At 63.6% G+C, this 23,610-nt stretch carries 24 protein-coding genes; 14 read left to right on the top strand and 10 right to left on the bottom strand.

What is annotated here, in order from left to right; genetic code table 11:
* Window positions 1-4 precede the first annotated feature (4 nt).
* Window positions 5-460 carry an NADH-quinone oxidoreductase subunit B family protein gene (locus ACE2AA_RS07705; protein WP_141260601.1) on the top strand — a complete coding sequence of 152 codons (456 nt, stop codon included), beginning with the start codon at window positions 5-7 and terminating at the stop codon, window positions 458-460.
* 66 nt (window positions 461-526) lie between these two features.
* Here the strand turns inward: ACE2AA_RS07705 and ACE2AA_RS07700 are convergent, their stop codons facing one another.
* The 3 genes from ACE2AA_RS07700 to ACE2AA_RS07690 are packed head-to-tail and all read right to left on the bottom strand — an operon-like array spanning window position 527 to window position 2,875.
* Window positions 527-1,393, bottom strand: a complete 867-nt coding sequence (locus tag ACE2AA_RS07700) for a CDP-alcohol phosphatidyltransferase family protein (protein ID WP_395371979.1) — start codon at window positions 1,391-1,393, stop codon at window positions 527-529.
* A gap of 6 nt (window positions 1,394-1,399) precedes the next feature.
* Window positions 1,400-2,077 (bottom strand): phosphatidylserine decarboxylase, encoded by a 678-nt coding sequence (locus tag ACE2AA_RS07695; RefSeq protein WP_141260600.1) that lies wholly within the window; start codon window positions 2,075-2,077, stop codon window positions 1,400-1,402.
* 33 nt (window positions 2,078-2,110) lie between these two features.
* A complete protein-coding gene (locus tag ACE2AA_RS07690; protein ID WP_227000852.1) occupies window positions 2,111-2,875 on the bottom strand; it encodes a methyltransferase domain-containing protein in 765 nt (254 codons plus the stop codon).
* Window positions 2,876-2,962: 87 nt separating this feature from the next.
* Between ACE2AA_RS07690 and gloB the strand changes: the two genes are divergently transcribed.
* Both gloB and phaR read left to right on the top strand, forming a co-directional pair.
* On the top strand, window positions 2,963-3,694 hold the full coding sequence (gloB, locus tag ACE2AA_RS07685) for a hydroxyacylglutathione hydrolase (RefSeq protein WP_395371978.1): 732 nt from the start codon (window positions 2,963-2,965) through the stop codon (window positions 3,692-3,694).
* Window positions 3,695-4,062: 368 nt separating this feature from the next.
* Entirely contained in the window at window positions 4,063-4,686 is a 624-nt protein-coding gene (gene phaR / locus ACE2AA_RS07680) for a polyhydroxyalkanoate synthesis repressor PhaR (protein ID WP_141260598.1), read from the top strand.
* A gap of 152 nt (window positions 4,687-4,838) precedes the next feature.
* On the opposite strand, the gene ACE2AA_RS07675 is transcribed toward phaR, so the two are convergent.
* The 6 genes from ACE2AA_RS07675 to ACE2AA_RS07650 all read right to left on the bottom strand — a co-directional run bounded on the left by ACE2AA_RS07675 (window position 4,839) and on the right by ACE2AA_RS07650 (window position 9,198).
* A protein-coding gene (locus ACE2AA_RS07675; RefSeq protein WP_395372138.1) for an IS5 family transposase occupies window positions 4,839-5,590 on the bottom strand; the annotation gives its coding sequence in 2 pieces (ribosomal slippage) (window positions 4,839-5,260 and window positions 5,260-5,590; 753 coding nt in all).
* Between the two features lie 96 nt (window positions 5,591-5,686).
* The gene (locus ACE2AA_RS07670) at window positions 5,687-6,427 is read right to left on the bottom strand and encodes a 1-acyl-sn-glycerol-3-phosphate acyltransferase (RefSeq protein ID WP_395371976.1); all 741 of its coding nucleotides are present in this window, start codon (window positions 6,425-6,427) and stop codon (window positions 5,687-5,689) included.
* Between the two features lie 77 nt (window positions 6,428-6,504).
* Window positions 6,505-7,194, bottom strand: a complete 690-nt coding sequence (locus tag ACE2AA_RS07665; RefSeq protein ID WP_141300560.1) for a YdcF family protein — start codon at window positions 7,192-7,194, stop codon at window positions 6,505-6,507.
* Window positions 7,173-8,099: a cell division protein FtsX gene (locus tag ACE2AA_RS07660; RefSeq protein ID WP_395371974.1), complete on the bottom strand. Its 927-nt coding sequence runs from the start codon at window positions 8,097-8,099 to the stop codon at window positions 7,173-7,175. The genes ACE2AA_RS07665 and ACE2AA_RS07660 overlap by 22 nt, the downstream gene beginning before the upstream one ends.
* Window positions 8,099-8,770: a cell division ATP-binding protein FtsE gene (locus ACE2AA_RS07655; protein ID WP_141260767.1), complete on the bottom strand. Its 672-nt coding sequence runs from the start codon at window positions 8,768-8,770 to the stop codon at window positions 8,099-8,101. The genes ACE2AA_RS07660 and ACE2AA_RS07655 overlap by 1 nt, the downstream gene beginning before the upstream one ends.
* A gap of 20 nt (window positions 8,771-8,790) precedes the next feature.
* A complete protein-coding gene (locus ACE2AA_RS07650; protein ID WP_141260594.1) occupies window positions 8,791-9,198 on the bottom strand; it encodes a hypothetical protein in 408 nt (135 codons plus the stop codon).
* A gap of 148 nt (window positions 9,199-9,346) precedes the next feature.
* Between ACE2AA_RS07650 and ACE2AA_RS07645 the strand changes: the two genes are divergently transcribed.
* From ACE2AA_RS07645 to ACE2AA_RS07595, 11 genes are all read left to right on the top strand, one after another.
* Window positions 9,347-9,952 (top strand): chemotaxis protein CheW, encoded by a 606-nt coding sequence (locus ACE2AA_RS07645; protein ID WP_395371972.1) that lies wholly within the window; start codon window positions 9,347-9,349, stop codon window positions 9,950-9,952.
* Window positions 9,949-11,316 (top strand): protein-glutamate O-methyltransferase CheR, encoded by a 1,368-nt coding sequence (locus ACE2AA_RS07640; RefSeq protein ID WP_141260593.1) that lies wholly within the window; start codon window positions 9,949-9,951, stop codon window positions 11,314-11,316. The genes ACE2AA_RS07645 and ACE2AA_RS07640 overlap by 4 nt, the downstream gene beginning before the upstream one ends.
* Window positions 11,316-11,852 (top strand): chemotaxis protein CheW, encoded by a 537-nt coding sequence (locus ACE2AA_RS07635; RefSeq protein WP_141300554.1) that lies wholly within the window; start codon window positions 11,316-11,318, stop codon window positions 11,850-11,852. The genes ACE2AA_RS07640 and ACE2AA_RS07635 overlap by 1 nt, the downstream gene beginning before the upstream one ends.
* 6 nt (window positions 11,853-11,858) lie before the next feature.
* Window positions 11,859-13,541, top strand: a complete 1,683-nt coding sequence (locus ACE2AA_RS07630; protein WP_141260592.1) for a methyl-accepting chemotaxis protein — start codon at window positions 11,859-11,861, stop codon at window positions 13,539-13,541.
* 10 nt (window positions 13,542-13,551) lie between these two features.
* Window positions 13,552-15,678, top strand: coding sequence for a response regulator (locus tag ACE2AA_RS07625; RefSeq protein WP_395371970.1), 2,127 nt, complete (start codon window positions 13,552-13,554; stop codon window positions 15,676-15,678).
* Window positions 15,675-16,766 (top strand): chemotaxis-specific protein-glutamate methyltransferase CheB, encoded by a 1,092-nt coding sequence (gene cheB, locus ACE2AA_RS07620; RefSeq protein ID WP_395371969.1) that lies wholly within the window; start codon window positions 15,675-15,677, stop codon window positions 16,764-16,766. Before ACE2AA_RS07625 ends, cheB begins: the two co-directional genes overlap by 4 nt.
* Before the next feature lie 10 nt (window positions 16,767-16,776).
* Window positions 16,777-18,642 (top strand): response regulator, encoded by a 1,866-nt coding sequence (locus tag ACE2AA_RS07615; RefSeq protein ID WP_141300755.1) that lies wholly within the window; start codon window positions 16,777-16,779, stop codon window positions 18,640-18,642.
* 35 nt (window positions 18,643-18,677) lie between these two features.
* Window positions 18,678-20,645 (top strand): response regulator, encoded by a 1,968-nt coding sequence (locus ACE2AA_RS07610; protein ID WP_395371967.1) that lies wholly within the window; start codon window positions 18,678-18,680, stop codon window positions 20,643-20,645.
* A 66-nt stretch (window positions 20,646-20,711) separates the two neighbouring features.
* Window positions 20,712-21,305 (top strand): ATP-dependent protease subunit HslV, encoded by a 594-nt coding sequence (gene hslV / locus ACE2AA_RS07605; RefSeq protein ID WP_141260588.1) that lies wholly within the window; start codon window positions 20,712-20,714, stop codon window positions 21,303-21,305.
* Complete coding sequence (hslU, locus tag ACE2AA_RS07600) at window positions 21,305-22,618, top strand: ATP-dependent protease ATPase subunit HslU (RefSeq protein ID WP_141260587.1); 1,314 nt, start codon at window positions 21,305-21,307, stop codon at window positions 22,616-22,618. The genes hslV and hslU overlap by 1 nt, the downstream gene beginning before the upstream one ends.
* A gap of 103 nt (window positions 22,619-22,721) precedes the next feature.
* Window positions 22,722-23,165 (top strand): SufE family protein, encoded by a 444-nt coding sequence (locus tag ACE2AA_RS07595; RefSeq protein ID WP_193557650.1) that lies wholly within the window; start codon window positions 22,722-22,724, stop codon window positions 23,163-23,165.
* 147 nt (window positions 23,166-23,312) lie between these two features.
* Here the strand turns inward: ACE2AA_RS07595 and ACE2AA_RS07590 are convergent, their stop codons facing one another.
* Window positions 23,313-23,522 (bottom strand): heavy-metal-associated domain-containing protein, encoded by a 210-nt coding sequence (locus ACE2AA_RS07590; protein ID WP_141260585.1) that lies wholly within the window; start codon window positions 23,520-23,522, stop codon window positions 23,313-23,315.
* Between the last annotated feature and the right edge of the window lie 88 nt (window positions 23,523-23,610).

Genomic DNA, 23,610 nt, shown 5'->3' with positions numbered 1-23,610 from the left:
AGGGATGATGGCATATCTTGACCTGTTCTGGCCCGAAGGCGCGGTCCTGCCCCGCATGCTGCCGCTGGATATCTTTCATATGGAAACCGGGGGCTGCACCGGCTGCGCGCTTGAACTGCGCAGCCTGTCGCGTGCACTGGTGGAAGGATATTCCGATATCCGTTTCGTCTCCACGCCACGACAGGCCAGCCTGTTGCTGCTGACCGGCAGCCTGACGGTGGAAATGGCTCCGGTCGTGGAACTGGCATGGCAGGCCATGCCCGGTACGCGCCTGCTGGCCGCAGTAGGGGACTGCGCGCTGGATGGGGGCGTGTTTACGCCTGGTTATGCGGTGCTGGGTGGTGTGGGCAGTCGTGCGCGTGTCAGCCTGCTGCTGCCGGGATGCCCGCCGTCGCCTGCGGAAATACTCGACGCCCTGATCCGCTGGCGCATGCAGGGCGAAGGCGGGCTATCTGCGTAATATAAAAAGGATGAAAGTTTTTTGGGTAACGCCTTTTTCAAAAAAGGCGGCACCCATAAACGTTTATCAGCCTGCAGGGGAAGCCACAGGCTGATCGTCACTTTCCTGCAGGGCCTCGGCTTCCCGGCGCAGGCGGTGGAAGCTCCGCCTGCTTATGGGCAGCAGCAGGATGTAGATGATCCCGGCAGCGGCAAGCGCGCCCCATGGTTCGGCCACCAGAACGGCGGCATAGGCCCCCGTACCCAGCATGGTGGGCAGGACCATGGGGGAAGGAACCTTGAAGTTCTTGAATGACCAGACCGGCAGGGTCGAGACAAGCAGGAAGGCCGTGCCGCTAAGTGTCAGTGCGGGCAGCAACGGGTCGCGCGTCAGCTCATACAGCCAGTCACAATGCAGGTGCTGCGCTTCCAGCCCGAGGAAAAGCGGAAACAGTGCAAGCCCGGCACCTGCAGGGGCCGGAACACCGGTAAAGAAGTTGCTGGCGTATTTCGGCTGGTTGGCGTCGTCATCCAGGCTGGCGTTGAAGCGCGCCAGGCGCAATGCCATACAGACCGTGAACATGATGCACGGGATGTAGCCAAAACGGCCCCCTTCATGCAGCGCCCACAGATACAGCACGAAAGCCGGGGCTACGCCAAAGCACAGGAAATCCGACAGGCTGTCGAATTCCGCCCCGAAACGGCTGGTGCCGCGCAGCAGGCGCGCGATCCGTCCATCCAGCCCGTCGATGCAGGCGGCGATGAGCAGGGCGGTCGCGGCGCTGCCAAATCGTCCCTCCAGCCCGAATCGCATGCCCGTCAGGCCCGCGCAAAGGCCCAGCATGGTCATGAGATTGGGAATCATCCGGTTGAACGAAAGCCCCCGGACGCGGGGGCGCTGGCGTTTTTTCAGGCGCCGGGTACGGCGTGCCGGTGTGGTGGGGGTGGTGGCCATACCGGGTTAAAGCCGCGCCATCACGGTTTCGCCACCAATCATGGTCTGCCCGACTTCAACCAGCGGCGTGACATCGGGTGGCAGGTACAGGTCGGTGCGGGAGCCAAAGCGGATCAGGCCGAAACGCTCGCCGGTTTCGTACTGCATGCCTTCTTCGGCATCACACAGGATGCGACGTGCGATCAGGCCCGCGATCTGGACCACGGCGACCTGCCGCCCGTCCTTCAGCGTCACGCGCAGTGCGTTGCGTTCGTTCAGTTCGGACGCCTTGTCCAGGCTGGCGTTCAGGAACTGCCCGGCATGGTAGGCGATCCGTGTCACGGTGCCCGCGACCGGCATGCGGTTTACATGCACATCCAGCACTGACAGGAAGGTTGCCACACGCCAGACCGGGGCGTCACCCATGTCCAGTTCAGGCGGGGGGGGCACTTTCTCGATCGACACGATGTGTCCGTCCGCGGGCGCCACCGCCAGATTTGGTTCGGCTGGCGTGACACGCTCGGGGTCACGGAAGAAATACAGGCAGAAGCCAAAGAACAGGCCACTGCCTGTGCCAAGCCATCTGGTCACCCGGAACGGCAGCAGCCGACCGAGAATGGCCCCGGCCCCCGACGCGAGGAGAAACGGGCGCGCGGCCGGGTGTGGCGGGGCGATGACAAGCTTGAGTGATTGAATCAGCGACATGGATAATGTTCATGAAGATTTCAGTAAAATTGGTCAAGTATCCTGCATGTCACGTGGTTGCCGCCGGGGTGTGGTATTTCGTGAGAAAACCCCTGCCTGACGCAGGCGCAGCCCGGCCGGCACCAGTGTCGCGGGGCGTGCGGGTATGGTTGCGTATATGTCCTTGACCGCTTCTATCATGCAGACGCCGCCCAGCCGGGGGAACAGGTTGCGGCCCGTCCATTCCACCATGCGGACCGGCCCCGCCGGGCATGGGCCGACCGGTGGGACATACAGCGCGTCTTCATGGCGTTGCGCCTGAAAACAGGCATCGGCCAGCCAGCGCGTGATCTGCCGCCGCGAAAATGGCGTGCCCTGCCCGAAGGGGGAGTTATCAGTATGGGCCCATAGCCCCGCCCGGTTGGGCACGACAAGCAGCAGCTGCCCGTCATCCTTCAGGATCTTCCAGACCTGCCGCAGCAGGCTGTTCTTGTCCTCACTGACCTCCAGCGCATGGATCATCACGATGCGGTCGAACTTCAGGTCATCAAATGGCAGGTGCGTGCCGTTTACGATACAGTCCCGCCCGTGCCATGGCAGCGCATCGCGCGTGACATGCGTGTCCAGCCGCGCCGACATGCACGGCCTGTCGGGCCGGTCCCATAATGGCAGGAAGGGCAGCGCGTACCCCAGGCCAAGCGTGTGTCCCTGCGTGCTTTCGGGCCAGAAGGCGGCCATGCGCTGGCACAGCAGGCGCGCGGCCACCTGCCCCCGGCGGGTGGCATAGAAACTTGCGGCGGTGTGTATGTTCGCTGGCATTGGTGCACATTAGCATACCCCGCTGCCCGGGCCATCACGTCATGCCGGGCATTCAGGCCATGCAACGAAAGTGCAGGAGATACAGTCATGACACAGAAACTTGCCATAAAGGCGATTCCTATCCTGTCGGACAATTACGCCTGGTTTGTGCATGATGGCGTAACCGGGGCCGCCGGCATGGTTGATCCGGCGCAGGAAGCCCCCCTGATCGCCGCCATTGATGCGGCGGGAGGCAGGCTGGATCTGATTTTCCTGACCCACCATCATGCCGACCATGTCGCGGCGGCCGACGCCCTGCGGCAGCGTTATGGCGCGAAGATCGTGGGGCCTGTGGCAGAGGCCGCCCGTCTGCCCTGTCTTGATATTGCGGTACGTGACGGGGATGTCGTGGAACTGGGGCAGTCCCGGGCACAGGTCATTGCAACGCCGGGGCATACAGCAGGCGAGGTATCCTATTATTTCCCCGATGGCCCGGCGCTGTTCTGTGGTGATACGCTGTTCAGCATGGGGTGTGGACGACTGTTCGAGGGTACACCCGCCGATATGTTCGCCAGCCTGCAGCGTATCAAGGCCCTGCCGGATGACACGCTGATATGCTGCGGGCATGAATATACCCAGTCCAATGCCCGTTTCGCCCTGCATGTCGATCCGGATAACACCGCGCTGAAGGCACGCGCGGCGCAGGTGGCGGACCTGAGGGGCAGGGGGGCGCCCACGCTGCCGGTTCCCCTGCTGGTGGAACGCCAGACCAATCCCTTCCTGCGTGCGGACGATGTCGCGACCCTTGCACGGTTGCGCAGGGAAAAGGACAGCTTCTGACATACTATGTCATGTTTTGCATGGACAGGGAAACGCAGGTGGTGGCCCCGCGTTTTACATGCAGGAAAACGAAGGTTATGGCGGGATGAAAGGCGCAAATACCCGCCATTCCGTTATGGCCGTAACATGCGGATGAGAAACGGAAACCGGCTGACGGTATTGTTTTCCCATCCGGAATTACAATTAATGATCCGGCTCATGGCCGGACCCTGATATTATGACATAATACGGGTTGTCTGGCGGTATGGATGTCAGGGACCGGCACATTCTGAGGTGCCTCCGCCCTTCGGTCCACGGAGTAAGGCCGGATGCGTTCGAAGGGTGGGCAAATCTGGTCGGGAAATCTATGTCACCGGCCCACCGGCGCAATGTCTGGCCGGGTTGGCCGCCATGTGGTGGGCGGTGTTATGGCCCATCCGGGTGCTCCGTGCCCGATCCATGCGAAAGGAAGGCATTTGTCGGTATCTTCTGTCCCGGTAATCATCAAGAAATACGCCAATCGGCGGCTGTACGATACCGAGCTTTCGGCCTATATCACCCTTGAAAACCTGATGGACATGGTCAAGCAGGACCGTGCCTTTGTCATTCTGGATGCCCGTACGGGCGATGACATAACCCGTGGCGTGCTGGCGCAGGTCATGCTGGAAGAGGAAACCCGTGGCCGGGCCATGCTGCCGGTTGCCTTCCTGCGCCAGCTTATCCGCTGTTATGGGGACAGCAGGCAGGGCGAGGTATCCGATTACCTGGAACGCATGATGACCGAATTCATGGACCGTCAGCCGCCATCCGCGACACCGGATGGGCTGGAGATGCTGGGGCAGGAAAACGCTGCCGTGGTGCGGCAGGCCATGTCCCTGTTTACCTCCCTTTACGCCGTGGAACGGGGCGGGGACCGGACGGTGGAAAACCTGCTGCAGGAAATCATGGATCTGCGTCAGCAGGTGGCGGCGCTACAGAACGGGGATGCGCCCGATGAAAAGGGCAATTCCTGACCATGCCCTGCGGGCGGAACAGTTGGTTGTCCTTCCGCCAGTCCACCGATGGTGATAACCGTCAGGCGGTTCAGGGCGCTGACAATAAAAGTTTTTTGAAGCTATTTTCAAAAAACTTCGAAGAACATAGCCTTTTTGGGGCCTGTTGGGAATTATCTTGAATTAATGATTGCGCCAACGAGATAGATCATGGCTTCGAATGATCTGTCTGTTTTTTCGCTGCGCATGGCGATGCGCTTGAACTCCTTGAGCTTGCAGAAGAAGTTCTCAATGAGATGGCGTGCTTTGAACAGGGCCCCATCGAACGGGCGTCTGTCGAGGCGGTTTTTGCGCTGGGGGATGGCCACGCAGGCCCCTTGCGCGCGTATGGCGTCCACGATCCAGTGGACATCGAAAGCCTTGTCAGCAAGAATTCCTTTAAAATCAGCTGGTTCGAGAAGAGGCGCAACGCCGACCGTATCGTAATGCTGGCCGGGGATAAGCGTGAAGCGGACCAGATTACCCAAGGCGTCGGTCATGGCGATGATCTTCGTTGACCACCCCGTTACACTCCGCCCTATCGCCTGGCTTCGGGTCCCCCTTTTGCGCCTTGGCCGTGGCGGTGAACCCGGACCACCGTACCGTCAATCATCGCGTATTCCATATCGGCATCGTCAGAGACAGCGTCAAAAAGCCGTTTGAAAACACCGGCTTTCATCCAGTCACTGTAGCGCGAATAAACCGAGTTCCAATGTCCGAAATACGTCGGCAGGTCCCGCCACGGACTACCGGTCCGGGCGATCCACAGGACCGCCTCGATGAAGAGGCGGTTATCCTTCCCGCTGCGTCCCTGATCCGTCTTCTTGCCAAGGCACAGCGGTTCCATTTTCGCCCATTGGGCATCCGTCAGTATGAAGCGATCCATATGGTCTTTGAAACACATCATGGCCCTTTAGAAAACTCAATTCCCAACAGCCCCTGAAAAAAGCGATACCCAGGAACCTTTATTTTCAAATAATCTTCAGGCGGGATCGGCAGGCGATGCCTGTGCAGGCACCGGCAGTCCATGGCGGGTACACAACTGCCGCCAGGCCTGACCAATCGTGGGCAGCAGTTGCGCCCGCCGCAGCCCTGCGGGCAGTGGCGCGCCCACAACGATATGGATCGTACCCGGGCGTTTCAGCAAACTGCCGGGTTTCCAGTACAGCCCCGCATCGGTTGCCACGGGAATGACCGGCAGTCCGGTATGGGTAGCAAGGGCCGCAATGCCCGGCTGCAGGCTGATGGGGGCTCCCGGGGCCGTGCGCGTGCCTTCGGGGAAAATGATGATCTGCCGGTTATCGGCCACTGCTGCGTCGGTGGCGGCCAGCAGGGCGCGCAGCGCCTTTGCCTTGCCATCGCGGTCCACCGGGATCATGCCGCTCAGCCGCAGCATGGGGCCAACCAGCGGTATGCGCTCAAGTTCGCGTTTCATGACATAGGTCGGGCGGGGTACAAGGTTCATCCAGACCAGTGTGTCGAATTCGGACTGGTGCTGGCACGCCAGCAGGCACGGCCCGGCAGGTATGTGCTCCATGCCGCTGACCTGTATGTCGATCCTGCAGATACGCTGTAATCCCCGCAGGGTCAGCCCCGTCCATACCTTGGCATAGGCCAGTGCCCGTCCCGGTGCAAACAGCCGGATGGGAAAGGCCAGAATGCCCATCACGATGGTCAGCAGCAGGAAATACAGGTTGAAGGCAAGCGCGCGCAGTACTGTCATCACGAACGGGTCCATCAGTATGAATGGGTTTTCCTAACACCAGAAAACCGGCGTCAGGACAAGCGGCGGGCTGGTATTCAGCCCATGACCGGGGGCGCGTCGGGTCGGGTATCGGTATGGTTTATCAGGCCGTGCAGGGGCCGTGTCAGGCGGGCGACATTCAGGCAGGCCAGCAGCCATTTGTCATATTCCGTAACCATAAGCCGCATGGTGGCGGGATGCAGCAGGTGCCGCAGCGCGGGAGAACGGATCGGGTAACCATACAGACGCACATCGGGCACCGTGCGCGAGATTTCCAGCATGGCGCGGCGGATGTGGTAACCTGCCGTCACCACGACCAGACTGCGGATATGGTAGGCTTGGACCCATGCGGCCGTCTCATCCGCATTACCCAGCGTGGACGTGGCGCTGTGGCCCAGTGTCGTCCGTGTCCATAATGTCAGGGGAACGGGCTGGGGCAGGTGGCGCAGGAAATCACCCAGCGTCGCATGCGGGGCCACGCCTGAAATCAGCAGCCGGTCCGCATCGCCCTGCGCCAGCAGGCGCAGGGATTCGTCAATCCGGCCCTGCCCGCCCGTCAGGGCCACGATCCCGTCCGCATGCGGGGGCCGTATGGGGGCGCGCATGGCGTCACGGGTAAACCATGCCAGCCCCGCCATCCATGCAAGTATGGTGGCCAGCACGCCCGTGGCCAGCAGCCTGCGGCGGCGGGCGGGGGGGCGGTCATTCCCATGTGGCGGGTGTGTCATGGCAGGCGGCGCAGCCATGCCCGCACGGTCAGTTGCGTGGTGATCCACCCCGTGATCCCTGCCGCGGGCGGAAGCGCCAGCAGCATCCATAACAGCGCGTGCGGCACGATATCCGCCCATGCGCGCGGATCACGCCAGTCCACGGAGGCCAGGACGGGCGCGTCGGTCATGGCGGAAAAGGGGGCGGCCAGATGCGACATGGCCAGCAGCATGGGGAGTGCCGCAAGACTACCCCCCAGCCCCCCCACCAGCGCCAGCAGCCCCACGCGGGATGCGAACCGTCCGGAAATATAGCTGTCCATCGCGCCCAGTGAATGGATCAGCACAATGGCCTGCCGCCGGGTCTGCAGTCCCGCGCGTGTCGCGGCCATGACCACGCACACCGCTACCGTCATCACGATCAGAACGGCCAGCAGTGCACAGGCCTGCAGGCTGCCCGCAAGGGCTGCCAGCCGGTTGCTCCATATGCTGTCATGTTCAACCATCACGCCCGGGGCAATGGCTTCCAGCCGGGACAGCAGGGGGGACATCGGGTCCTGTCCGGCTGCCGTATGCACCTCGATCACGGCCGGCAGGGGCAGGGATGCATCCCCGGTCTGTTCGATCCATGGGGCCAGCAGGTTGCGCAGTTCCGCATCACTCAGCCGGTGCGCCGCAACGATGCCGGGGGCATGGGTCAGAATGTCCTGCACGGCGGCAATGCGCGTGCCCGAACCGGCCGCCGGGTCATCAGGGCCGGGGACCTGCACGGTCGTGACCGCTCCCGCACCATGGGTCCAGCGCTGTGACAGATTGTGCGCCGCAATTCCCCCCGCCAGCGCCAGTGCCGCAAGGAAGGACATGGCCGCCACAAGGAAAGGCAGGAACTGTCCCGGCAATGCCTGATGCAGGGCCAGCCCGTCATGGTAACGCCTGCGAGCCATCAGCGGTAATCCCGCACCATGTGGCCATGCGCCAGTTCAATGGCGGGGGCGGGATATTTTTCCACGATCGCGTCATTGTGGGTGGCCACCACAATGGTCGTGCCCAGTTCGGCCAGCCGGTGGAACATGGCCATGAGGCGCCCCGCCTGCCGTTCATCCAGTGCATTGGTCGGTTCATCGGCCAGAAGCAGGGCGGGGCGGTAGATCACCGCGCGCGCGATCGCGACCCGCTGCTGTTCGCCCCCCGAAAGCTGCAGTGGACGCGCGTCCAGGCGGTTTTCCAGTCCGACCCATTTCATGATGGCGTGGACCTCATGGGCGATCTCGTCTTCCGCGCGGTGCTGCAGGCGCAGCGGGAGGGCGACATTGTCAAACACGCTCAGGTCGGGCAGCAGCCGGAAATCCTGCCACACCGTCCCGATGCGCCTGCGCAGGCGCGCAAGGTTGCTGCGCCGCGCCTGCATGACCGGCACGCCCAGTATTTCCACCATGCCCGCACTGGCCTGCACTTCCAGCGACAGGATGGACAGCAGCGATGACTTGCCAGCCCCCGAGGGGCCAAGCAGCCAGCGGAATTCACCCTGCGCCACATCAAGGCTGATATGGGACAGCGCAGCCACCCCGGCGCGGTTGCCGCCATAGGCGTAGCTGACATCATGCAGGCGGAACATGCGGGCGGGCCTGCCGGTCTTTACATGGTGCGCGCGGCAATGGTGGACAGCGTCGCGCACAGCGCCGCCGCCGCCATGAGCAGCAGCCCGTCAAAGACCAGCGAGGACGGGGTCAGCAGGTGCGACCCCACCTCCAGGTGGTCGGGGATGGAATGCGCGACATGTGCGATCATGTCGCGCGTCTGCGGGTCGTTGCCTGCGGCACCATTCACGATCCCTATGATATGGGGCAGTGCGCTCCATCCGATACCAAGGATCAGCACCAGCGGGGCCACCAGTTCCGATACCTGCTGCACCAGGTAGAACAGGAAGTAGAAAACCGACCATACCGCCACCCGCACGATGCGCGGCACGTTCACTCCGCCCATGGTACTGGTGGTGGGGGGCAGCGTGCGGTCCTGCTGCTGGTTGGAAAAGTGACTGTCCATTAAAACAAGACTCCGGTCATGGGTACCGCTTCCCGGGATTGTTGGAAACGCATTCCAGACCGAGGTAGCGATCGCTTGTATTAAATGCAAACTTCTGCCTTGTGCATATGGGAAACAGCAGGTTGCGCCGTTGCTAATGGATCATGCCATGCCACAGCACGATAACGGATACGGATCGGGCCGGCTGCCGTCGTCGCCCGTCATGATCTTCCGCGTGGGTTCGCGGCAGTATGGCCTGCCCGCGGGGCTTGTGGTCAGGGAATGCATGCCCGTGCCCGAACTGATGCCGGTGGCCGTGGCGTTGCCGCATGTATCGGGCTGGTTCCGGCTGGGGATGGCCATGGTGGTGGTGATTGACCTTGGTGTGCTGCTGGGGGAACGCACGCAGGCGGTGCGTCAGCCGGTGGACCTGCTGTACTGCCCGCTGCTGCTGTGCAACCTGCCCGGCGGGGGCAGCGTGGCCCTGCTGGTGGATGCGGTATGCGAGGTCATGCGACGACCACAGCCCACGTCCGTCGCATCCGTCACGGTTGACGGCGACATGGCGGGAGGCGAGGGTGCAGGCCGGGAACTGGAACTTGGGGATGGTGGCATTGCATTCATGTTGCGCATGACCGACATCATCAATGATGATGAACGCATGCGGCTGGATACCCTGATGGAACGTACCCGTGCGCGCGCCACCCTGTGGGCCGCGATTGACGATTCCCAACCCGACATGCCCCGTGACGCGCATGGGGACAGCCATTCATGACGGGATCGGCCGCCTTTCCCCCCGCGGGCTTCCGGCGCCTGCTCAATGCGGTGACCCACCGCACGGGGCTGCATTATTACGTGGACAAGGCCGACCTGCTGGAACAGGTGGTGGGCGCGCGCATGGCGCTGCATGGCTGCCGTACCTGCCATGATTATCTTGCCCTGCTTGATGACGGGGCGCGGGGTGACCGGGAATGGAGGGAACTGGAATCCGCCATTACGATAGGGGAGACGTTTTTCTTCCGGTATGCCGAACAGTTTGCGGCCCTTGAACATACCATCCTGCCGCAACTGATCCGCAGGGCTGCCGCCACGCGCCGCCTGCGGATATGGAGTGTCGGCTGTTCCAACGGGGCTGAACCCTATTCCATCGCCATCCTGCTGACGCGCCTGCTGGATGAAGCGGGCATGAACCCCGCTGACTGGCATATCGAAATCCTTGGCACCGATATCAGCACCCGTGCCCTGGAACAGGCGCGCCAGGCCGAATTCAGCGCATGGACCCTGCGTGATATCGCCCCCGCGCAATGTGCCGCGTGGTTTACCCCGGTCAGTCCCCGGATATGGCGGCTGCATGAATGCTATCGCCGCATGGTCCGGTTCCGTTACAGCAATGTCCTTGACCTGCTGCGCCCTGACGGTGGGCCGCCGGGGCCATTCGACCTGATCCTGTGCCGCAACGTGCTGATCTATTTCGCGCAGGTACAGGCGCAGGCGCTGGTCCAGGCCATGGCGAAGCGGCTTGTGCCCGAAGGCTGGATACTGCTGGGGCATTCGGAACCCGTATCCTGTTTCGCGCCCTGCCTTGAAACCGTTCGCCTGCCGGGTACGCTGGCGTTTCGCCCGCCATTGCAGGGCAGGGGCGGGCAGGATGTGTCCGTCGCATCCCCCGCACCCCGGCGCAGGCCCGCACATGCGCTGGTGGCCATGCCTGAAGTGGACAGCGCGCCTGTCGCCGCCGAAATCCGGCAGGTGGCGGATACGGGCCGGGTTCCGCTGGCCATGCGCATGTGCCGTGATCACCTGCTTCGCCATCCCATGGACACCCGCATCCATTTCCTGTTCGCCGTGCTGGCATGGGGGGAAGGCAGCCTGCTTCAGGCCGAGGAATCGTTCCGCCGGGTCATTTACCTGTGCCGCGACCATGTCATGGCGCGCTGCTACCTTGCACGCCTGCTGGAAGATGCGGGTGGAGGGGTGGAGGCAGGCCGTATCCGCCAGCAGATGATGGAACTGGTGCGCCGCTGTCCGCCTGATACCGTGCTGCCGGATGGGGATGGCATGACGGCGGGCGGCCTGCTGCGCCTGGCCCGTCAGGCCAGTGAGGCACCGGCCATCCGCCATGCGCAGGTGACATCGTGATGACGGAAGGGGACACCACGTCGCCTTCGGGCCGGGACGCCTTCGCCCGGCGGGTACTGCATGAACGTGCGCGTATCATGGCCGCGCGCGGGCAGGAGCACGCGGCAGGTGCCGCGGGGCGGCCGCTGGTCATGCTGGACCTTGCGGGACAGGCCTGCGGGGTGGACCTGCATGCGGTGCTGCGGGTGACCGACCCGGTCTGGAGTGATATGCCCCGCAGGCCCGACTGTCCGCCCGGCGTACGCGGTGTGCATGGATATCAGGCCGACCTGTACACCGTATTCGACCTTTCGGTGCTGCTGGGTGGTGTCCCGCTGAAAGATCCGGGCGTGATGCTGCTGCTGCGCTCGGTTTCCAGCATTCCGCTGGGGCGCATAGCCCTTCTGGCCAGTGGGGCGGCGGGCACCGTGGAAATCACGGGCACGCCCACGCCGCTGACCCCTTCGGGTTTTCCACAGGCCAGCCTGCCCGATGGGCGCAGCCTGACCGTCATTGATCCCGCCCGCCTGTTTTCTTCCCGTTATGTCGGAGTGTGAAGTACCGTGACAATCGCCAATCGCCTGCTGTTCGGCTTCATGGTCGGTGTCCTGCTGATGGTATCGCTGGGTATCTACGCGCTGGGACAGATCCGGGAGGTGCGTGATGAGATGACGATCATCGTCACCCGCGACCTGTCAGTCTACCGTGAACTGACGCATATCCGCGCCAATGAAAATGATCTGGTCGCCCGCAGGCTCGCGATCCTTGCGCATTATTACGCACATGATTTTGAAACGGCCCCCACCATGCTGGAAGACGCGATTGCCGGATGGGATGAAAAGGCGCGTGACGCAGACAGGCTGCTGGCGGGCGTGCTGTCGCGCGCGGAAGAAGGCGGCAGGCTGGCCCGCAGCGATGACCAGCGTGAGATGTTCAATACCGTCGCCAGTCAGTTGCGTGAAATTTCCGCGCAGTTCCAGATGGATACGCGTGGCGCCGCCATGCTGTTCCAGGCCATGCGCGCGGGCAATGACGCGGGCGTGCGTGAACAGGCGTCGCGTATCGACAGCCGCGAACAGTCGATAGAACTGCTGGTGGGGCGGGCCGCATCCCTGCTGGACCATGGGGTGCAGGTGGCTGAAACACAGGGGGCGGCATCGTATGACTACAGCCGCCGTTCGCTGGCCATAGGCATGGCGGGCGCGGTTGTCGTGGCCCTGATCGTGACCTTCTGGACGCGGCGGTCGATCATGGAACCGATTTCGTCCATCATGCATGTGATGGAACGCGTGGGACAGGGCGACCTTGCCACCCGCGCCAAGGTGGGCGGCATGGGCGAAGACCGTGACGAGGTCGCCCGCCTTGCCGCCGGGCTGAACCGCATGATCGACGGCCTGCGTGAAATCGCGCGGCAGAGCGGGGAGGTGACGCAGAACCTTGACGCCGCCGTGGCCGAAATCCGCGCCTCCACCCAGCAGCAGGCCGCAAGTGTGGAAGAACAGTTTGCCGCTGTGCAGGAAACGGCGGCCACCGTGGACGAAATAACCCATTCGGGTGCCCAGATCAGCAAGCGCGCGCGTGAAGTCATTTCCTCGGCGGAGGTAATCGTCCACAGTTCCGCAAGCGGGCTGGAAGCGGTGGAGGAAACGGCCCGCGCCATGGCGCATACCCATGACGGGGCCGAAGCCGTGGCGTCGAACATCGTCGCCCTGTCCGAACGGACCGAGGCGATCAGCGAAATCATCGCCTCCGTCAATGATCTGTCCGAACGCTCCCACCTGCTGGCGCTGAACGCCGCGATCGAGGCCGCGGCGGCGGGTGAGCACGGGCGGTCGTTCGCCGTGGTGGCGGCAGAAATGAAGATACTGGCCGATCAGTCGCGGGATGCGACCCAGAACGTGCGCGCCATCCTTGGTGACATCCAGCGCGGCATCAACACGTCCGTCATGCTGACGGAAGAAGCGGTCAAGCGGGTCTCGGCGGGCAAGGAACGGACTGACATCGCCTACCGCACCATCGAACGCATGACTGGCGGGATCGAGGAAGGCGTGCATGCCTTCCAGCAGATCGTGGCATCGACCAACCAGCAGCAGATCGGCATCGAACAGGTCATGACCGCACTGCAGAGCATCCGCCAGGCCAGCCAGCAGACATCGGCGGGCACCCGTAACCTGGAGGTTTCGGCCAGCAATCTTGGCAAGCTGTCAAAACAGCTGCTGACCATCTCCGCCCGTTACCAGACCTGACGACCGGGCCGTGGACACCCTTCGCGATGAACTTCTGGCGGTATTCGACGCGGAATACCGTGATCACCTGCGTGCGATCCGGGGCATCGTGGCCGCAGGCTGCCCCGATGCGCGGGGGCTGGCGGAAATCTTCCGGCGCGTCCACTCGCTCAAGGGGGCGGCGCGCGCGGTGGAACTGCCGGTGGTCGAAGGGGTGGCCCACGCACTGGAAAACCGTCTGTCAGCCCTGCAGGCGGCCCGCGCCCTGCCGGATGCGGCGGACCTGAAGGCGATTACCGACACACTTGATGAGGTGGACCTGCTCATGACATCCGCGCCATCGGGCGGGGATGTCAATGGGGGGGATGAAGATGCGCCCGGCGTGACCGCGACGGGGGAAAACCCGTCCTATGTGCAGGTGCCTGTGGCACGGCTTGATGCACTGGCCTCGGCGGTGCATGACCTCATGTCCGTGGCGGAACGGCATGAAAGGCTATGGGCGCAGGTGATGGACCTGCTGGATGAATCCCGCGCGGTCATGCACGCGCCCGAACGCATGCGCGCTGATCCCGTGGCCGAATTCGCGCGCATGACGCGCAGGCTCATGACGGTGGGTCGTGAACGGGAACTCATGTCCGGTCAGATCGACCGCGCGCTGCTGCGGCTGGGGGAGGAAGTCCATGCCGTGACCCTCGTGCCGGCCGAAAGCGTATTCGGCTCCCTCGCCGCCATGGCCCGGCGCATCGCGCGTGAACATGGCGGGCCGGATGCGGGCGTGGACGTGCACATGTATGGCATGGATGTCCAGACCGAACGCCGCGTGATGCAGGCCCTGCGCGACCCGGTGGTCCATCTTGTGCGCAACGCCATCGTGCACGGGCATGAAACCCGTGCCCAGCGGCTGAAGGAAGGCAAGTCCGAATGCCTGAACATCACCATTGCCGTCACCCTGACCGGCGTGCGGCTGCAGGTCGCGGTCAGTGATGACGGGCGTGGCCCCGACCTGCAGGCAATTGCCGCACGGGCGGCGGGGCAGGGGCTGGTCCATGCCGATGCGCCGCTGGATGCGCGGCAGCTGCTGGCGCGTGTGTTCGAACCGGGTTTTTCCACGCGTGGTCAGGCGGATACGCTGGCCGGGCGCGGGGTTGGCCTGTCGGTGGTGGCCGAAGCCGCACGCGCCCTGCATGGCACCGTGCGCATGGAACAGCGCCAGCCTGCGGGCACGACCGTCACCCTGACCGTGCCGGTGTCACAGCGCCAGCGTACCGTGCTGCTGGTGGAAAATGCGGGGCAGTCCCTCGGCCTGCCCGGGCGCGTGATCCGTCACCTGCTGCGGGTGCGGCGTGATGAGATCCGCCTGCTCAATGGTGCGCCCTTTGCCGTGGTGCCACATCCCGGCGATGGCACGTCGTCCCCCGCCAGCCCGGCCGGGAAGCAGGCCGAGGATCTGGTGCCGCTGGTGCCGCTGCGGGCCTTTGTGGGGGATGAAAACGCGCCATTGCCCGTGCGCGATGGCGCGGTCAGCGTCGTGGTGATGGAAGTGGATGGCGCATGCTGTGGCTTTGCGGTGGAACGCATGGTGGATGTGCGCACGCTGCTGGTGTCGGATGCGACTGCAGTGGGGCTGGATAGTGAACTGGTGCCCGGCATCGCCTGGCAGCGAGAGGACCAGCCAGTCTTCATCCTCAGCCCCGACCGGCTGTTCGCGCGCTGGCGGCTGCGGGGTAATGACGACGGTGTGTGCTTCAGTGACGTGGATGAAGCCGCCCCCGTCGTGCCCGTGCGCCATGCGCCGCTGGTCATGGTGGTGGATGATTCGATCACGACCCGGACACTGCAGAAAACCATCCTCCAGTCCCATGGTTACGATGTCTGCCTCGCAGTGGATGGGGAGGAAGCGCTGACGCTGCTCCAGCAGTCCTCGCGGCATGTGGATGTAGTGGTGACAGATGTTGAAATGCCACGCATGGATGGCTTTGCCCTGCTGGCGGCCATGCATGCCGACCCTCACCTGTCGGGCATACCCGTTGTCCTGATGACATCGCGTGACGAGGGGGATGACGTACGCCGTGGCATGGAAGGCGGGGCGCGCGCCTACCTGACCAAACAGAAATTCGATCAGGGTGAACTGATCGACACGATAAGGGGACTGTTGTGAACGACATGACGCCCCCCGTCCCGCGCCGGGTGCTGATCGTGGAGGATTCGGCGGTCCTGCGTCACCTGCTCATGCGCGTGGTGACGGGCGATCCGCGTCTGGAACTGGTGGAAGCCGTGGAAACGGCGGAGGAAGCGCTGCGCCTTGTCCCGCGCCTGCGTCCCGATGTGATTTCCATGGATATCTGCCTGCCCGGCATGGACGGACTGGAAGCCACCCGGCAGATCATGGCGCATTTCCCCACCCCCATCGTGATCGTCAGTGACACCGTTGGCGCGCAGGCGACGCAGGTTTCCATGAACGCGCTGCGATCGGGAGCGCTGTCGGTGATCGAGAAGCCGCAGGGGCTGTCGGGTGCCGCAGGCGCCGCCGTGGCGCAGGGGATCGCGACACAACTGTATATCATGAGCCAGGTGCCCGTGATCCGCCGTCGCCTGATGCAGGCCGAACCCTTCCGGCACAGGGGCATGTGGGCGCGGCCGCTGGATATCCGCCCGCGCATCCTTGCCCTTGCGGCCTCCACCGGGGGGCCGACGGCCTTTGCCCGGGTGCTGGGGGACCTGCCAGCCGATTTCGCGCTGCCCGTGGTGCTGGTGCAGCATATGGGCCAGCCCTTCATGGAAGGGTTCGCAGCCTGGCTGGACCAGCATGTGGCCCTGCCGGTCATGCTGGCGCAGCATGGCATGCAACTGGAACGCGGCCGGGTGCTGGTCGCACCGGGCAACCGGCACATGACGGTTGGACCGCGCGGCGATGTCCTGTTGCATGATGACGCGCTGGTGCAGGGGCAGCGGCCATCGGCCGATGTGCTGTTTTCTTCCGTGGCAAAGGTATTTGGCGCGGACAGCCTGGGCGTGCTGCTGACCGGCATGGGCGAAGATGGCGTGGAGGGACTGGGCCGCATCCGCAATGCCGGTGGCTATACCATCGTGGAGGACCGCAGCACCGCTGTCATCCACGGCATGCCCGGTGCTGCCGAACGCGCGGGGGCTGCGTGCATAAGCCTGCCTGTGCATGAAATCACCCCGCATATTCTCCGGATCATGGCGGGTGGCCAGATCCCTTCCGATGACCCCCTGGCAGGATGATGACGCCCCGATGCCACTGACCGACCAACAGGACCACGTCGATACCCTGCTGCTGGTGGAGGATTCGGACACGCAGGCCCTGCGTATCCGCCGCATGCTGGAAGGCCACGGCTTTCACGTCCACCGCGTGGCCAGTGGGGAGGCCGCGCTTGATACCCTGGACGAACGCCTGCCGGGGCTGGTGATCGCCGATTATCACCTGCCGGGCATGAATGGCGGACAGCTTGCCCGCCAGCTGCGCATGAACGCGGTCACGCGCACGATCCCCGTCCTGATTCTGACGGAGGGGATCGAGCCGGGGCTGGAACGCGAGGGGCTGGAAAGCGGGGCGGATGCCTATATCCCCAAATCATCCGATCCTGCGCTGATCGTCTTCCGTATCCGCGCGCTGCTGCGTGAACATGCGGTGCACGCGCCATCCCTCCTGCCGCAGCGCGTGTTCCGCCGTGCGCGCATCATGGTCATCGCCCCCGAACCGGCCCACCGGCGCGCGGTGCCCGAACTGATCGACCAGTTGCGGCGTGACGGGCATATCGTAACCCTGTGCCCTGACCCGTCCCGGCTTGAACCCTCCCTGCTGCATGACCCTGATCATGTGCCCGACTGCGTGGTGATCGATCTTGCATGCCGGGAATTCGACGGGCTGGCGGTCTGCCGCAGACTGGACGAATGGCGGCAGGAGGACCTGCTGTCGGGTAACGTGCCGCCGCGCATCCTTGGGGTGGATGACGCGTCACGGCCCGATGCGAAGGAGTTCTCGGCCCGGGTGTTCGAAGCGGGGACAGACGACCTTGTATCGCGCGACGTGGGGCCTGCGGCGCTGGCGCTGCGCATCCGCGTACTGGTGCGCCGCAAGCTTTTGCAGGATGACGTGCGCCGGATCGAGGTGGAACGCCAGGCGCGTGAGATCGCGGTCAAGAGCGCACGCGCGGAAGCCGCGGCCATTGCGTCGAAGGCGTCGCTGGCCGAGGCGCTGGAACAGGCCAACCGTGAACTGGCCGATGCCAACCGCAAGCTGATTGAAACACAGGGCAAGCTGGTGCAGACGGCCAAGATGGCGTCGCTGGGTGAACTGGTGGCTGGCATCGCGCATGAAATCAACAATCCGCTGGCCTTCATCCTTGCGCACAAGGATACGGTGGCGCGTGGGCTGGAGCGCGTGATCAGCATGGAAGCCGCCTGCACCGACCCCGATCATGACAACAGGGCTGCGATCCTGAACAAATGCCGCGACCGGGTGGGGTCCATGAACATGGGATTGCGGCGCATCCAGAACCTTGTGCTGAACCTGCGCAAATTCTCGCGACTGGATGAAGGACTGTTCCAGCTGATCGACGTGCCCGAGGCGCTGGAAACCGTCATGGCGCTGCTGACACAGAAACTGGGCAGCGGCATTGTGGTCAGGCGCCGGTATGAGGCCCCGGACCGGCTGTACTGTCAGGCAGCGCTGCTCAATCAGGTCATCATGAATATTATCAGCAATGCGGCCGATGCAATTCTTGCCGCCCAGCCTGATGATATGTCTGTCCGTGGCGGGATAGCGGAGGGGGAAATCGAGATCCATACGTTCCTGACCCATAACGGGGAGGGGCGGGACAGTTATGTCTTTGTCATTACCGATAGCGGCCCCGGCATTGCGCCTGATGTGCAGGAACGCATTTTCGAGCCGTTTTTCACTACCAAGCCGGTGGGTGCGGGAACCGGGCTGGGCCTTGCGATCGCCTACAGCGTGGTGCAGGCCCACCAGGGTAGCCTGTCGGTTGGCAGCGCGCCGCAGGGGGGCGCGCGCTTCACCATTTCCGTGCCATGGAACCCCGGCCCGGCGACCGAAGACCAGTCGACCACGTCCCGGCCTTTATCCGATCACGCGCGTTGAGATAGCCTGACCTTCGTGCAGGGAGTTGCAGACCAATGAATACCGACCCCGCGACGCAGCCACGCCCTGTTGTCCTGCTGGTGGATGACGAAGCCGAGATCCTTGTGGCGCTTACGGACCTGCTGGAAGATACCTTTACCGTCCTGTCCACCACATCCCCGACCGAGGCGCTGGATATCCTTGCCGCCCGCAACGATGTGGACGTGATCGTATCCGACCAGCGCATGCCCGAAATGGGCGGCGACGTAATGCTGGCGCGCGCGCGTGAATATAGCGACGCGCAGGCCATCCTGCTGACGGGATATGCCGATATCGGGGCCGTGGCGGCGGCGCTGAACCAGGGGCGGATTTCATTCTATTCGCACAAGCCATGGGATCCGGATGCCCTGCGCGCCATGATCGTGCAGGCGGCGGATTACCACCGTCTGGAACGCGAGCTGCGTACTGAGCGCATGCTGCTGCATGGCCTGCTGGACAACCTGCGTTCGGGGCTGGGGTTCATGGATGCGCAGGGCCGCTTCATCCGCATCAACCAGCAGGCCGCCGATTTCTATGGCCGCGACATCGCAGGCTGTCTTGGCCATACGGAGGAGGAACTATGTGATGCGGATCTGCTGCCCCTGATCCGTGCTGCGCATGAACGGCTGCATAATGAAGGACGCGACGAGGAAGTTGTTGAACTGCCCGCACATATCCGTGGCGGTGTGCAGGGGCGATGGCGCGAGATCACGCGCGTCGTGCTGGGGGCGCTGGGGGACGGGTCGGCGTGTTCCGTTGTCATCAACCGTGACATCACCCGCCAGCAGGAAATGGCGGCCCGCCTGCGTCAAGCGGAAAAGATGCAGGCGCTGGGTACGCTGGCCGGTGGCATCGCGCATGATTTCAACAACCTGCTGACCGCCGTCCTCGGCTCCCTTGAACTGGTGCGCGACATGGGGCCGGAAACGGGTCCGGTGGCCCGCCTGCTGGACAACGCATCCGCCGCAGCCCAGCGCGGGGCGTCATTGACGCGCAGGCTGCTCAATTTCAGCCGCCCGCGCGACCTCAGTCTTGAGCCGGTGGACGTGAACGCCCTGCTGCATGGCATGAATGACCTGCTGGCGCAGACGGTGGTGTCGCGGCAGGGGAAAAGTGGCGGTGCGCCATGCGCAATCGTGGTGGATACGGCGGCGTCGGACGGCATGCTGCCTCCGGTCTGCACTGATGCGGGGCAGCTGGAGCTTGCAGTGCTCAATCTGTGCATCAACGCTGTCGACGCCATGCCCGAAGGTGGTCTGATAAAGGTGTCCACGGCGCTGAAGCGGGTAAAGGAAATCGTGGCGGGCACGAATCTGGTGCCGGGTGAATACGTCATGGTTTCGGTAACCGATCAGGGTGTCGGCATGTCGCCCGAGACGCTGGCCCGCGTGTTTGAACCCTTTTTTACGACCAAGGACGTCGGACGCGGCACCGGGCTGGGCCTGTCCATGATCTATGGCTTCATCCGTCACGTGGGCGGGGAGGTACAGGTGCGCAGCAGGCCGGGCGAGGGCACGCGCGTTGACCTGTGCCTGCCGGTGCAGGGCGGTGGCAATGCCACGGACACCCGGGAACCGACCATGGCCACGACCCCGGCGGCGGGCACGGGCCTGCGTGCGCTGCATGTCATGGTGGTGGATGATGAACCGGGCGTGCGTGCGGTGACGGCGGGCTTTCTGCGCGCACGGGGGCATGAGGTGCTGGAATACGCCAGCGGCACCGCCGCCGTGCAGGCCATGGAGAAAGGGTTGGGGCCGATCGATCTTGTCATCGTGGATGTGATGATGCCGGGCATGGGCGGGCTGGAGACGGCCCACCACCTGCAGGCGCTGCGTCCGGGGCTGCGGGTGCTGTACCTGACGGGATACGCCACTGCCGGCGCGCTGCCCGTCGGCAGTGCCGATGTCATGCACAAGCCCTTTACCCGCGCCGATCTGGCCGCCCATATCGAACGGATCATGAACCGCGCCCCGCAGGAGGCATAGCGGAACAGGGTCATGTGTGCGGCCTTGCCCCTTGTGCTGGCGTGAGAACGTTTTATTTCTATTGATATGCAAGAATATCATTCATCACCCCATGACCCTGTCGGGTGGCATGGAACAACCATCTTATGTGTCCGGCGTGATGGCCAGGTTGCCATGGCGGGCGACGGGCAGGTGACGCTGGGCGCCACCGTGATCAAGGGGAATGCCCGCAAGGTGCGTCGCATCGGCCCCACCGGGCAGATCCTTGCCGGTTTCGCGGGGGCAACTGCGGATGCCTTCACCCTGCTGGAACGGCTGGAAAACAAGCTGGAACGCTATCCCAACCAGCTTGAACGCGCCTGCGTCGAACTGGCGAAGGACTGGCGCACGGACCGCTACCTGCGCCGGTTGGAGGCGATGATGGCCGTGGCGGATGCTGAACGTTCCTTCACCCTGACCGGCAATGGCGACGTGCTGGAACCCGAGGACGGCATCATCGCCATCGGTTCGGGCGGGAATTACGCGCTGTCGGCTGCGCGCGCGCTGCTGGGGATCGAAGGGCTACCGGCGGTCGATATCGCACGGCGGTCGATGAAGATCGCCGGTGACATCTGTGTTTACACCAACCATTCCGTCATTGTGGAGACACTGGGCGCGGATGCGCAGGACGGAGCGGCGTAATGGAAATCCCCAATCATTCCCCGCGTGAGATCGTGGCCGAGCTGGATCGCTACATCATCGGCCAGGCCGATGCGAAACGCGCCGTGGCCATTGCGCTGCGCAACCGCTGGCGGCGCGCGCAGCTGACGGATGCGATGCGTGACGAGGTCGTGCCCAAGAACATCCTGATGATCGGGCCGACGGGATGCGGAAAGACCGAAATCGCGCGCCGTCTGGCCAAACTGGCGCAGGCGCCGTTCCTGAAGGTCGAGGCCACGAAGTTTACCGAAGTCGGCTATGTCGGCCGCGATGTGGAAAGCATAGTGCGTGATCTGGTCGAGTCCTCGATCAACATGCTGCGCGACCTGCGCCGCAAGGATGTTGAAAAGAACGCCGAACAGGCGGCCGAGGATATCCTGCTCGATGCGCTGGTGGGCGAGGGGGCGTCGTCCGAGACGCGCAACAAGTTCCGCCGGATGCTGCGCGGGGGTGAGCTGGAAAACAAGGAAGTCGAGATCTCGATTGCTGAAGGGGGCAGCCCGTCACCGTCCGACATGCCAAACATGACGCCCGGCGCGGTCATCAACTTCTCTGACATGATGAAGGGCTTCATGAACCGCATGCCGCAGCAGAAGCGCATGACGGTTGCAGCAGCCCGCGCCGCCCTGATCCGGCAGGAAGCGGACAAGATGCTGGATACCGAAACCCTGACGCGTGAAGCCGTGGCCCATGCGCAGGATCATGGCATCGTCTTTCTTGATGAAATCGACAAGGTCTGTGCGCGTGCGTCCGAAGGGGGATCGCGTGGCGGTGATGTCTCGCGCGAAGGGGTGCAGCGCGACCTGCTGCCCCTGATCGAGGGGACAACCGTTTCCACCAAATATGGTCCCGTGCGCACGGACCATATCCTGTTCATCGCATCCGGTGCGTTCCATATCGCCAAGCCGTCCGACCTGCTGCCCGAACTGCAGGGGCGTCTGCCCATCCGCGTGGAACTGGCTTCGCTGACGCGTGAGGACCTGCGCCGGATACTGACCGAGCCGGAACATTCGCTGCTGCAGCAGTATGTCGCCCTGCTGGGCACGGAAAAGGTCACGCTGTCCTTTACTGATGGGGCGATTGACGCGCTGGCGGAACTGGCAGCCGACATCAATGAACGGGTCGAGAATATCGGTGCGCGGCGTCTGGCCACCGTGCTGGAACGCCTGCTGGAGGACGTATCCTTCACCGCCGCCGACCGGAGCGGGGAAGACGTGGTGATCACAGCCGAGGACGTCCAGAACCGGGTGGCCCCGCTAGCCCGCAAGGGTGATCTGAGCCGCTTTATCCTGTAGGGCAGTACCTGCCGATGCACGGGCCGCGCCAGAAGGGTGCGGCCCTTTGCGTTCCGTCCCGTTTTCCGGCCCAGTATTGAGGCCCTGCGTAACAGGAAAGATGATGACCGACCCCTTCGTAAAGCCCGAGGACGATACCGCCGCTGATGCCATCGCGGAAATTGGTGAGGAACTGGCCCTGTTTGATGACTGGATGCAGCGTTACCAGTATATCATCGAACTGGGGCGCAAGCTGCCACCATTCCCCACTGAATGGCAGGACGATGCCCACCGCGTGCCGGGCTGTCAGAGCCAGGTCTGGATGGAAGTGCAGCCGCATGATGGCCTGCTGTACCTGGCCGGTGCATCGGATGCGGCCATCGTGTCGGGACTGGTGGCGCTGCTGCTGCGGGTTTATTCGGGGCGCAGCCGGGACGAGATCCTGAATACGGACCCCCAATTCCTGCGTGACCTTGGCCTGGTGCAGGCCCTGTCCACTAACCGGGGCAACGGGGTGGAAGCCATGGCGCAGGCCATACGCAAGGCTGCCGCAGCCATGCCTGCCTGAATCTGTTGGCAAAAAAGAATAAAAGTTTTTGGATGCCGCCTTTTTCAAAAAGGCGGCGTTCCCTGAAACTTTCTGAAAAAAAGCTTCACCAGAAACTTCTTATCTTTAGCGCCTGAAGGGGCGGCCGATCAGGCCTGCCCATGCAGGTCAGTAGCCTGCGTCAAAGCCTGCATCGTCAACGGCAGCAAACAGGTCCTCGGGGTTGGTGGTGCGTCCGTCATAGGTGATGAAGGCCTTGCCCTGTTCGAGCGAGACTTCCACCATCGACACGCCGTCCACGGCTTCCAGTGCGCGCACGACTTTGGATGCACATCCATCACAGGTCATGCCGCTTATGTTCAGTGTTATTGTTTCCATGATCTGATCGCCTTTAGCACCTGCTGGCAGCCTGTATGGGTGCCTGTGGTTGAGAACCGGCGCAATTACACCAGATAAGAGCATTTAA

It is taken from the genome of Komagataeibacter diospyri (assembly GCF_043995075.1).
Classification (GTDB): domain Bacteria; phylum Pseudomonadota; class Alphaproteobacteria; order Acetobacterales; family Acetobacteraceae; genus Komagataeibacter; species Komagataeibacter diospyri.
The sequence above is the reverse complement of the archived record's forward strand: the minus strand, read 5'-3'. Positions and strand labels throughout refer to the sequence as shown.

Excerpts from the sequence above, each read along its gene's own strand:
- ACE2AA_RS07590 (WP_141260585.1), bottom strand. The coding sequence starts at position 23,522 with ATGGAAACAATAACACTGAACATAAGCGGCATGACCTGTGATGGATGT.
- hslV (WP_141260588.1), top strand. The coding sequence starts at position 20,712 with ATGCAAGAATATCATTCATCACCCCATGACCCTGTCGGGTGGCATGGA.
- gloB (WP_395371978.1), top strand. The coding sequence starts at position 2,963 with ATGACACAGAAACTTGCCATAAAGGCGATTCCTATCCTGTCGGACAAT.
- ACE2AA_RS07665 (WP_141300560.1), bottom strand. The coding sequence starts at position 7,194 with ATGGCTGCGCCGCCTGCCATGACACACCCGCCACATGGGAATGACCGC.
- ACE2AA_RS07615 (WP_141300755.1), top strand. The coding sequence starts at position 16,777 with ATGCCACTGACCGACCAACAGGACCACGTCGATACCCTGCTGCTGGTG.
- phaR (WP_141260598.1), top strand. The coding sequence starts at position 4,063 with ATGTCTGGCCGGGTTGGCCGCCATGTGGTGGGCGGTGTTATGGCCCAT.
- ACE2AA_RS07690 (WP_227000852.1), bottom strand. The coding sequence starts at position 2,875 with ATGCCAGCGAACATACACACCGCCGCAAGTTTCTATGCCACCCGCCGG.
- ACE2AA_RS07670 (WP_395371976.1), bottom strand. The coding sequence starts at position 6,427 with ATGACAGTACTGCGCGCGCTTGCCTTCAACCTGTATTTCCTGCTGCTG.
- ACE2AA_RS07695 (WP_141260600.1), bottom strand. The coding sequence starts at position 2,077 with ATGTCGCTGATTCAATCACTCAAGCTTGTCATCGCCCCGCCACACCCG.
- ACE2AA_RS07655 (WP_141260767.1), bottom strand. The coding sequence starts at position 8,770 with ATGTTCCGCCTGCATGATGTCAGCTACGCCTATGGCGGCAACCGCGCC.
- ACE2AA_RS07595 (WP_193557650.1), top strand. The coding sequence starts at position 22,722 with ATGACCGACCCCTTCGTAAAGCCCGAGGACGATACCGCCGCTGATGCC.
- ACE2AA_RS07660 (WP_395371974.1), bottom strand. The coding sequence starts at position 8,099 with ATGGCTCGCAGGCGTTACCATGACGGGCTGGCCCTGCATCAGGCATTG.
- ACE2AA_RS07650 (WP_141260594.1), bottom strand. The coding sequence starts at position 9,198 with ATGGACAGTCACTTTTCCAACCAGCAGCAGGACCGCACGCTGCCCCCC.
- ACE2AA_RS07640 (WP_141260593.1), top strand. The coding sequence starts at position 9,949 with ATGACGGGATCGGCCGCCTTTCCCCCCGCGGGCTTCCGGCGCCTGCTC.
- ACE2AA_RS07645 (WP_395371972.1), top strand. The coding sequence starts at position 9,347 with ATGCCACAGCACGATAACGGATACGGATCGGGCCGGCTGCCGTCGTCG.
- ACE2AA_RS07610 (WP_395371967.1), top strand. The coding sequence starts at position 18,678 with ATGAATACCGACCCCGCGACGCAGCCACGCCCTGTTGTCCTGCTGGTG.
- ACE2AA_RS07700 (WP_395371979.1), bottom strand. The coding sequence starts at position 1,393 with ATGGCCACCACCCCCACCACACCGGCACGCCGTACCCGGCGCCTGAAA.
- hslU (WP_141260587.1), top strand. The coding sequence starts at position 21,305 with ATGGAAATCCCCAATCATTCCCCGCGTGAGATCGTGGCCGAGCTGGAT.
- ACE2AA_RS07705 (WP_141260601.1), top strand. The coding sequence starts at position 5 with ATGATGGCATATCTTGACCTGTTCTGGCCCGAAGGCGCGGTCCTGCCC.
- ACE2AA_RS07635 (WP_141300554.1), top strand. The coding sequence starts at position 11,316 with ATGACGGAAGGGGACACCACGTCGCCTTCGGGCCGGGACGCCTTCGCC.